Source organism: Niveispirillum sp. KHB5.9 (genome assembly GCF_048066115.1).
Lineage (GTDB): Bacteria > Pseudomonadota > Alphaproteobacteria > Azospirillales > Azospirillaceae > Niveispirillum.
The window spans coordinates 2,501-5,303 of sequence record NZ_JBLTYX010000049.1 but is presented as its reverse complement, the minus strand read 5'-3'; the positions used below and the strand labels follow the sequence as shown (position 1 = coordinate 5,303).

Genomic DNA, 2,803 nt, shown 5'->3' with positions numbered 1-2,803 from the left:
GGTTTTGTATCGTGCCTGTTACGAGCGGACCTGGCGGCGACCTACTCTCCCGCGTCTTGAGACGAAGTACCATTGGCGCAGAGGATTTTCACGGCCGAGTTCGGGATGGGATCGGGTGGGGGTTCCTCGCTATGACCACCAGGTCGGCGCGTAACAGGGTTGGTTTTGTGAAGTGTACGTAGAGTTTGGGTTGTGTGTGCTGTTTGGAGTGTTGTGCTTGTTGTGTGGGTTTGCCGCTGCGCGTGAGCGGCACCATCTTTAGGATGGAATTGGATCAAGCCGGACGAGCGATTAGTAAGGCTAAGCTTCACGCATTGCTGCGCTTCCACACGCCTCCTATCAACGTGGTGGTCTACCACGGCTCTTCAGGGAATGTTTGTTTTGAGGGGGGTTTCCCGCTTAGATGCTTTCAGCGGTTATCCCGTCCATACATAGCTACCCGGCCGTGCCACTGGCGTGACAACCGGTGCACCAGAGGTATGTTCATCCCGGTCCTCTCGTACTAGGGACAAATCCTCTCAACATTCCAACACCCACGGCAGATAGGGACCGAACTGTCTCACGACGTTCTGAACCCAGCTCACGTACCACTTTAATCGGCGAACAGCCGAACCCTTGGGACCTGCTCCAGCCCCAGGATGTGATGAGCCGACATCGAGGTGCCAAACCTCCCCGTCGATATGGACTCTTGGGGGAGATCAGCCTGTTATCCCTAGAGTACCTTTTATCCGTTGAGCGATGGCCCTTCCACACGGGACCACCGGATCACTATGGCCGACTTTCGTCTCTGCTCGACTTGTCTGTCTCGCAGTCAGGCGGGCTTATGCCATTGCACTCGCCGGGCGATTTCCGACCGCCCTGAGCCCACCTTCGCGCGCCTCCGTTACCATTTGGGAGGCGACCGCCCCAGTCAAACTGCCCACCATGCAGGGTCCCGGCCCCCGGTTCAGGGGGCTCGGTTAGACGTCAAGAATTGCAAGGGTGGTATTTCAAGGACGGCTCCACACGAGCTGGCGCCCATGCTTCAAAGCCTCCCACCTATCCTACACATGCCATTCCTAACGCCACTGCAAAGTTGCAGTAAAGGTTCATAGGGTCTTTCCGTCTGACCGCGGGAACCCCGCATCTTCACGGGGAATTCAATTTCGCTGAGTCGGTGTTGGAGACAGTGGGGAAGTCGTTACGCCATTCGTGCAGGTCGGAACTTACCCGACAAGGAATTTCGCTACCTTAGGACCGTTATAGTTACGGCCGCCGTTTACCGGGGCTTCAATTCAGTGCTTGCACACCTCCTTTTAACCTTCCGGCACCGGGCAGGCGTCAGACCCTATACGTCGCCTTGTGTGGCTTCGCAGAGCCCTGTGTTTTTGGTAAACAGTCGCTACCCCCTGGTTTGTGTCCCCCGCCCCTGGTTGCCCAGAAACGGGGCTCGCTTATCCCGAAGTTACGCGAGTAATTTGCCGAGTTCCTTCAACACCGTTCTCTCAAGCGCCTTGGTATACTCTACCTGTCCACCTGTGTCGGTTTCGGGTACGGTCTAACGCGGGGGCTATTTCCTGGAACCTGTCTGCGGCGCACCCAATCCGATAAGGGCACACCGGTTTTCAGATCCGTCACTCACCCGCTGGCCCACGAATATTAACGTGGTTCCCATCGACTACGCCTTTCGGCCTCGCCTTAGGGGCCGGCTCACCCTGCGTGGATTAACCTTGCGCAGGAACCCTTGGACTTTCGGCGAGAGTGTTTCTCACACTCTTTGTCGCTACTCATGTCAGCATTCTCACTTGCCATACCTCCAGCATGCCTCGCGACACACCTTCAACGGCCTAGGCAACGCTCCGCTACCGCTCGTGCAAGCACGAACCCGCAGCTTCGGTGGGTGGCTTAAGCCCCGTTACATTTTCGGCGCAGGCCGGCTTATCTAGACCAGTGAGCTATTACGCTTTCTTTAAAGGATGGCTGCTTCTAAGCCAACCTCCTGGTTGTCATGGCCTTCCCACATCCTTTCCCACTTAGCCACCACTTGGGGACCTTAGCTGGCGGTCTGGGCTCTTTCCCTCTTGACAATCGACCTTAGCACCGACTGTCTGCCTGCCGGACTATACTCACCGGTATTCGGAGTTTGGTTAGGTTTGGTAAGGCTTGCGCCCCCCTAGCCCATCCAGTGCTCTACCCCCGGCGGTAACCATCCGACGCGCTACCTAAATAGCTTTCGCGGAGAACCAGCTATTTCCTGATTTGATTGGCCTTTCACCCCTAGCCACAGCTCATCTCCGACTTTTTCAACAGGCGTGAGTTCGGTCCTCCAGTGCATGTTACTGCACCTTCAACCTGGCCATGGCTAGATCATCAGGTTTCGGGTCTACAACCGGCAACTAAACGCGCCCTATTCAGACTCGCTTTCGCTACGCCTCCAGCTATCGCCTTAAGCTCGCTGCCGACTGTAAGTCGCTGACCCATTATACAAAAGGTACGCCGTCACCCCACAAGGAGGCTCCGACTGTTTGTAGGCATCCGGTTTCAGGTGCTCTTTCACTCCCCTCGTCGGGGTGCTTTTCACCTTTCCCTCACGGTACTGGTTCACTATCGGTCACTGAGGAGTACTTAGGCTTGGAGGGTGGTCCCCCCATGTTCAGACAGGATTTCACGTGTCCCGCCCTACTCGAGGATCAATTCCGATTTACCCGTACGGGGCTGTCACCCGCTTTGGCCCGACTTTCCAGACGGTTCCGGTTATGTAGAATTGACCACTGGCCTGGTCCGCGTTCGCTCGCCACTACTAGCGGAGTCTCGGTTGATGTCC

General features: G+C 56.4%; 2 rRNA genes (1 of these 2 only partly in view). Both read right to left on the bottom strand.

Annotated features, from left to right (window positions below):
- Positions 1-28: 28 nt before the first annotated feature.
- Positions 29-143 (bottom strand): 5S ribosomal RNA (rrf, locus tag ACM9HJ_RS30770).
- A 127-nt stretch (positions 144-270) separates the two neighbouring features.
- Positions 271-2,803, bottom strand: a 23S ribosomal RNA gene (locus tag ACM9HJ_RS30765) (it continues 214 nt past the right edge of the window).